Annotated in this window: 5 protein-coding genes; 2 read left to right on the top strand and 3 right to left on the bottom strand. The window is 60.8% G+C overall.

Going from position 1 to position 7141, the window contains the following annotated elements:
- Positions 1 to 36: 36 nt before the first annotated feature.
- The gene (locus A5777_RS09150) at positions 37 to 348 is read right to left on the bottom strand and encodes a hypothetical protein (protein WP_064862423.1); all 312 of its coding nucleotides are present in this window, start codon (positions 346 to 348) and stop codon (positions 37 to 39) included.
- Between the two features lie 109 nt (positions 349 to 457).
- On the bottom strand, positions 458 to 1651 hold the full coding sequence (locus tag A5777_RS09145) for an alcohol dehydrogenase catalytic domain-containing protein (RefSeq protein ID WP_064862424.1): 1194 nt from the start codon (positions 1649 to 1651) through the stop codon (positions 458 to 460).
- 196 nt (positions 1652 to 1847) lie between these two features.
- On the opposite strand from A5777_RS09145, the gene A5777_RS09140 reads away from it, so the two are divergent.
- Together A5777_RS09140 and nhaA are read left to right on the top strand one after the other, a co-directional pair.
- The gene (locus A5777_RS09140; protein WP_197502331.1) at positions 1848 to 4520 is read left to right on the top strand and encodes an excinuclease ABC subunit UvrA; all 2673 of its coding nucleotides are present in this window, start codon (positions 1848 to 1850) and stop codon (positions 4518 to 4520) included.
- A 120-nt stretch (positions 4521 to 4640) separates the two neighbouring features.
- Complete coding sequence (nhaA, locus tag A5777_RS09135) at positions 4641 to 6449, top strand: Na+/H+ antiporter NhaA (protein ID WP_269446994.1); 1809 nt, start codon at positions 4641 to 4643, stop codon at positions 6447 to 6449.
- A gap of 66 nt (positions 6450 to 6515) precedes the next feature.
- Here the strand turns inward: nhaA and A5777_RS24110 are convergent, their stop codons facing one another.
- Positions 6516 to 6926, bottom strand: coding sequence for a pyridoxamine 5'-phosphate oxidase family protein (locus A5777_RS24110; protein WP_169315778.1), 411 nt, complete (start codon positions 6924 to 6926; stop codon positions 6516 to 6518).
- Positions 6927 to 7141 lie beyond the last annotated feature (215 nt).

Raw genomic sequence — 7141 nt, 5'->3', positions numbered from 1 at the left:
GCTGTACTTCCGAGGTGCTGCCATGCTCTCCATCCTTCACAGGTTCGAGAGCCTCCGACGAACCCGGGGCGATTCAAAGAGATACTCGTCGGCGTCATGTCCCTGCGCGATGCGGGTTGCCGAGCGACGGGCGTCCTCGGCGTTGGCGCGCTTGGTCGACAACGTGAAATTGGTGTATCGGCCGAGAGCAACGTCGCCGTAGAAGCCTGGAAGAACGGGATCGGTAGCGACGTCGGTGTAACTGTGTCGACGGATCTCTGCCCATCGGTCGCCAATAGTGTCGTCGGTGGTGTCGGCCGTAGACCAATGTTCGAACACTGGGAGTTCAATGTCGTGTGTATCGACCATCTCGTGATCACCGCCAGTGGGTTAGGTTCTCGCTTTAGTAAACCATCGGCCCTGTGTCTGCGCTTCTGTGCAGACACAGGGCCGACCACGTCTAGGTAGCTGGTAGCGCTCAGGCTGAGAGCATCCCGTGGGGGTCGATGATGAATTTGTTCGGCGAGCCCTGGTCGAAGGTCTCGTAGGCGGCGGGCGCTTCGTCGAGGCTGATGACCTGGGTGTTGAGCATTGCGCTGAGGTAGGGCATGCGGTCCCAGAGGATGGCCATCATCAGTTCGCGGTTGTAGTGCATGATCGGTGCCTGCCCTGCCGTCACGCGTGGCGATTTGATCCAGGCCTTACCGAAGTCGATCGGATAGGTGCCCTGTTGCTCATCCTTCGACGCGGCGAGTGGGTCGGGCCCGTAGACGCCGATAACGCCAGTAGCTCCGCCGGCCCTGGTGGCGTCGAGAACCTGATTGATCGCGTTTGCGGGGTCCATGGACTGCGCGTCAGCACCGATACCGTGAGCTTCGGTGCCGACATAGTCGACGGCGCAATCGACCATGGGCTCGCCGAGGATTGCCTCGATCTGATCGGTGAGGGGGATGTCTTGACTGAGATCAATAGTCTCGCAGCCGTTGCTTTTGACCAGGTCCAACCGGTCTTGATGGTAGTCGCCGACGATGATGCACGAGGCCCCGAGCAGTCGTGCCGCCGCGGCTCCGCAGCGCCCGACGGGGCCAGCGCCGGCGATATAGACGGTGGATCCTGGTTTGGCGCCCGCTTCCATGAGTCCGTGAAACGCTGTCGGCAGAATGTCCGAGAGCAAGGCGAGATCTCGGATCTTCTCCATGGCCTGGTCTTTGTCGGGGAAGCGCAGGAGCTGGAAGTCGGCGTACGGCACGAACAGATATTCGGCCTGTCCGCCGTCCCAGTTTCCGAGATTGAAGCCGTAGGCGGCGCAACTCACATCTGCGTTGGTCGTCTCGCAGACCTCTGTGCGACGCGCGCGACAGTTTCGACATCGTCCGCACGCAACGTTGAACGGTACCGAGACCAGATCGCCCTCGGTCAGAAACTCCACGTCCGGGCCGACCTCGACGACCTCGCCGGTCATCTCGTGTCCCATGACCATGCCCTGGGGAACGGGGAAGGACCCACGGTAGATGTGTAGGTCGCTGCCGCAAATGTTCGTCGCGACCATCTTCAGGATGGCGCCATGTGGCGCCTTCTTGCCATTCGGCATCTCCAACTTGGGGAAGTCGAGTTCCTCGACTTTCATGTGTTTCGGGCTGTCGAACAGTACTGCACGATTGCCGTTTGCCATGTCGATCTCCTTGGGTTGGTGGTGATCTCGGGCGGCCATCGGCCTAGAAAGCGCTTGTGTTCAAGGCGGCTGGCCGTATCCCATCGTATGCACGCCCGCTGATGAGTGTCGCTGACATGCAGTGCCAACAAGATGTCAGAATGCGCCGGTCTGTTTGGGAGTGTCCGTGCGCGGATTGTTCGCTATCGTCACCGACATGAGTCACAGTTCCGATGGTGGTGGCAGCACGCAAACGACTGATACTCACAGTGACTGGCGCGACGGAGTGGTTGTCCGCGGTGCCCGGCAGAACAATCTGGCTAATGTCGACCTCAATGTTCCGCGCGATCGGCTCGTGGTTTTCACTGGCGTATCCGGATCGGGCAAGTCATCGTTGGCGTTTGGGACGCTGTTCGCAGAATCCCAACGCCGCTATCTCGAGTCGGTGGCTCCGTACGCGCGACGCCTGATCGATCAGGTTGGTACGCCTGATGTCGATGTCGTCGAGGGCCTGCCCCCGGCGGTGGCATTGCAGCAGCAGCGCGGCGGCACGAATGCGCGTTCCACAGTGGCCAGCGTGACAACACTGGGCAGCCTGGTCCGGATGCTGTACTCCCGAGCAGGGAGCTATCCCTCCGATCAGCCCATGCTCTACGCAGAAGACTTCTCTCCCAACACTGTTCAAGGTGCATGCCCAACGTGCCACGGGATCGGACGGGTCTACGAGGTGGACGTCGACAAGATGGTGCCCGACCCGTCTCTGAGCATCAGAGAGCGAGCGATTGCGTCGTGGCCACCAGGGTGGCCCGGCGGCAACCTGCGAGACATCCTGGTGTCATTGGGCTATGACGTAGACATCCCGTGGAAGAAACTCAAGAAGAAGGACAGGGACTGGATTCTGTTCACCGAGGAGCGGCCCACTGTACCGGTCTACGCGGGTCTGACTCCCGCTCAAACCCGACGGGCCATCGCCGCAGATATGGAACCTAGTTACGAGGGCAACTTTGTCGGGGCTCGCCGTTTTGTGCTGGACACCTTCGCCAACACCAAAAGCGCAATCGTGAAGAAGCGTGTCGCCGAATTCGTTACTAGCGCAGTGTGTCCCAGCTGTCACGGCAAAAGAGTGAAAGCGGAGTCGCTTTCGGTCACATTCGAGGGACTCGACATTGCACAATTTGCCGCGTTGCCGTTGGCTACCATCGCCGACATCGCACGCGCTGTGACATCGCCGGGGTGGGCGCCAGTCGAGGGACCCTCGGGCAAGGTACTGGATCGCACACGTCGCTCGACAGCCAGACAACAACGGGTCGCCGCTGGGGGATCGGCACACGACGCAGCGCCAGATGTGCGGCGCACCCCGAACGACTCGACTGAGAAAATCGTTGCAGCACAACGACTCACCGAGGATCTGCTGGAGCGGATTGAACCCATCATCGACCTCGGACTGGGCTACCTGGCGCTCGACAGGACGACACCGACACTATCTGGCGGCGAGCTACAGCGTTTACGGTTGGCAACCCAGTTGTCGTCGAAACTCTTCGGCGTGGCATATGTCCTCGACGAGCCGTCTGCCGGTCTTCACCCCGGCGATCTACCCGCGCTTCTACGCATCCTTCACGGGCTGCGCGAACGCGGTAACAGCGTGTTCGTGGTGGAGCATTCCCTCACCGTCATTGGAGAAGCCGACTGGCTTGTCGACATCGGCCCGGGAGCCGGCGAAAACGGCGGTCACGTGCTCTACAGCGGAACGCCCGGGGGACTGGCCGACGTGACGGAATCCGTCACCCGCCGCTACCTTTTCGACACCACATCCCCGAGCGAACCACCACGACGAGAACCCTCTCAATGGTTGTCCCTCAAAGGGATTGAGCGCAATAGCCTGCACGCCCTCGATGTGTTGATCCCAATCAAGGTGCTGACCGCGGTGACAGGCGTGTCGGGCTCAGGCAAGTCAAGTCTGGTCAGTCAGGCTCTTCCTGCGCTGATCAGTGAAGCACTGGGGCGCTCGACTCTTCCCACCGACACAGACGAGCACGCCGACGACACAGACCTGCTACTGGCTGGCGACCAGGGCACAGTGTCAGGGTATGTCGACGGGGGGCTGGGCGGGCTTCGTCGCGTCGTGGTCATCGACCAACGACCCATCGGACGCACGCCGCGCTCCAACGTCGCCACCTATACCGGCATGTTCGACCGGGTGCGTAAATTGTTCGCCGCGACACCGCTGGCAAAAAGGCGCCACTACAAGCCCGGCAGGTTTTCCTTCAACGTCGCCGGCGGCCGTTGCCCGACGTGCGAAGGGGAAGGGTTCGTGATGATCGAACTGCTCTTCCTGCCCAGCGTCTACAGTCCCTGCCCCGACTGCCACGGCACCCGGTACACGCAGAGCACTCTGGAGGTCACCTGGCGCGATCGCAACATCGCCGACGTCCTTGCCATGAGCATCGACGACGCACATACATTCTTCGTCGGCGAGGAGGAGATACTGCGGTCGCTCACTGTCCTTCGCGATGTCGGACTCGGCTATCTTCACCTAGGTCAGCCAGCCACCGAACTCTCCGGGGGAGAGGCCCAACGGGTGAAGCTCGCTTCCGAGCTGCAACGTGCCCACCGCGGTGACGCGCTGTACATCCTTGATGAGCCCACCGCAGGCCTTCATCCGGCCGACAGCGACCGTCTGCTCGAACACGTCCAAGGCCTCGTCACCGCTGGCAACACCGTGGTCATGGTGGAGTTGGATATGCGGGTTGTTGCGCAAGCCGACTACGTCATTGATCTCGGACCTGGAGCCGGCGCCGACGGGGGCAGCATCGTCGCTGCGGGCACACCAGAACACGTGGCCGCCGGCGCCGGCACAACAGCACCGTATCTCCGCGCGGCGCTCAGTTAATTACGGACACACTCAGTACTTCGCGTCCCTACGCCGACCATCCGACAATCCCATAGGACTCCACCGATGCCACACCAGCCACCATCGCCACAAGGACTTCTCTAGCGGGCCCGCTTCACCCTGCGCACCGAATCAGGCTCAGCAATGCTGACAGTGCTGGTCATCGTCGTCGCGTTGGTTTGGGCGAATTCGCCTGTCTCAGACACTTACAGCGAGTTTTGGCATCAAGATGTCGGGTTCAACATCGGCGCGATGCAACTTCACATGAGCCTTCGGCACTGGATCAACGACGGGCTGATGGCTGTGTTTTTCTTCCTCATTGGACTGGAGGTACGCCAAGAATTCGCCCACGGCACGTTGCGCGACCGCAGCCGTGTGCGATTGGCATTCATCGCTGGTGTGGCAGGTGTCTGCCTTCCTGCGGTGATCTATGCACTCGTTGTTCGCAGCGGCAGCGCACTGCAAGGCTGGGGAATCGTGGTGGGCACCGATACCGCGTTCATGCTCGGCGCTCTCGCGCTGGTCGGCCCACGCTTCTCCGGACAATTACGAATCTTCCTGCTCACCGTGACGGTCGTCGATGATTTTTTGGCAGTATCCATCATCGGCATTTTCTACAGCGACGAGATCAAGCTGCTTCCGCTCGCGATCGCGCTGGTATGTCTGGTGCTGGTGTGGCTACTCGGACGCGCACGCCAGTGGCGGGCAGCACCCTACGTCGTTGTCGTTATCGCCTTGTGGTTCAGCACTATTGAATCGGGCTTACATCCTTCGCTGACCGCGATGATCGCCGGGCTTCTCGTCCCGGCATACGCCACCCAACGCCACAAGGTGGTGGCTGCCCGCGAACTGTTCCGCGACTTCTGGCAATCCCCGAGTGCAGCGTCCAACCGCGCCGTCGCACGTGGACTGGCCAAAGGCACCTCAGTCAACGAACGCCTCCATGAGTTTCTCCGAACGCCTACGTCATTGATCGTGATCCCCGTGTTCGCGCTCGCCAATGCCGGTGTCGATCTGCGCGGTGGGGTGCTGAGCGACGCCCTGGGTTCAAAAGTCGCGTGGGGTGTGGTCCTCGGACTCGTTCTGGGCAAGCTTCTCGGTATCGCAATCGCGACCTACATTGCTGTCCGTTTGGGCGTCGGTCGTCTACCCCAAGGTGTCGGGATGGGCAGCGTGATGGGGGGTGCGGCTCTTAGCGGAATAGGGTTCACCGTGTCGCTGCTGCTCATCGATCTGGCGTTCGGGGTGTCATCGCAGATGGGTGCAGAAGCGACAGTAGGCGTGCTCCTTGCGATGGTCCTCGCCACCCTGTTGGGTGCGGGTATTTTCCGGGTGGCGGCCGCCAGGTTTGGCGAACAAACAGCAGACCTGCCGATGACGCTCGAGCCACAGGTCGACCCGGAGGTCGACCATGTCCGCGGCCCGGACGACGCACGACTCACACTGGTCGAATACGTGGACTTCGAGTGTGCCTTCTGCGCTCATGCCACCGGTGGATGGGACGATCTGCACGATCACTTCGGTGACGACCTACGGTACGTCGTACGCCACCTGCCGCTCGTCGATACCCACCCCCACGCGATGCTCGCAGCACAGGCAGCAGAGGCTGCTGCCCGCCAACAGATGTTCTGGGAGTGGCTCGACTACGTCTTCGCTCATCAACAAGACGGCCTCGAACGACACGACCTACTCAGATATGCCGACGACATCGGCCTCGACACAGCTCAGTTCGCCGACGATCTCGATAGCGACGAGGTCATTGAACGTGTCCGGCGAGACATGCGCAGTGCGCACGCAAGCGGCGCTCGAGAAACACCCACGTTCTTCATCGAGGGTTGCCGAGTACTCGGCAACTACGACGCCCGCACTCTGACCAGAGAGCTCGAGGACAGCCGACGTGCCGCACGTACACAAGTCCCAGCCCTGTGACAGTCCCTGACCCAGCGTGAACGGGCCTGACTAGGGGCGACGAAGATTTGCCGTATCGCAGTTGCACTACCACGCGCGAATCGCGAGAGGTGTCAAGATCACGCCTTCAGAGAATTCGTCGGCGTATCGACTTGGCGTTGATTGCAACGCATCTCGGATACGTGACTCGTACTTGGACAAATAGGCGGTGAGACGTTCCGGCGTGTCACTGACCGGAGCCAGCTGTGCCCTACATTCCATCGTGAGGACACCGTTTCCTAGTGTTCCGTCGCCATCGAGATGGAACGACACCAACGAATTCGACACGATGTTTTTGATCTTCCCGGCCCGCGGCTGACTGATCACGAAGATGGTGTCTCCGTCGAAATGGAACCACACATAGGAACTCTGTGGCTGCCCGTCTCGCCGAACGGTCGTGATCCAGCCAAAATCCGCAGCACGGAGCCTGGATGAAGAATCTCCACTGATCGTGATCACTGTGGCTCCCAAGAATGTTTTCGACGACAAACTCTCATCGTCACGACGCACCCATTTGGTTCTGCCGAGTCGCCCGGGAAAACTCCACCACAAGGGCCGCATCAAATAACGCGAGATCGCCTGCGCTGCGGCCAGTAACTAGTGTCGCGTTTCGTTAGTTGGTTTTCGGTTGAGCTTTCTTGAGAATCTCCTCGACCGGTTTCGTCCACACGAAG

This window comes from Gordonia sp. 852002-10350_SCH5691597 (assembly GCF_001665715.1).
GTDB classification, from domain to species: domain Bacteria; phylum Actinomycetota; class Actinomycetes; order Mycobacteriales; family Mycobacteriaceae; genus Gordonia; species Gordonia sputi.
Note: the sequence above shows the minus strand (reverse complement) of the source record. Positions and strands in the feature narration are given on the sequence as shown.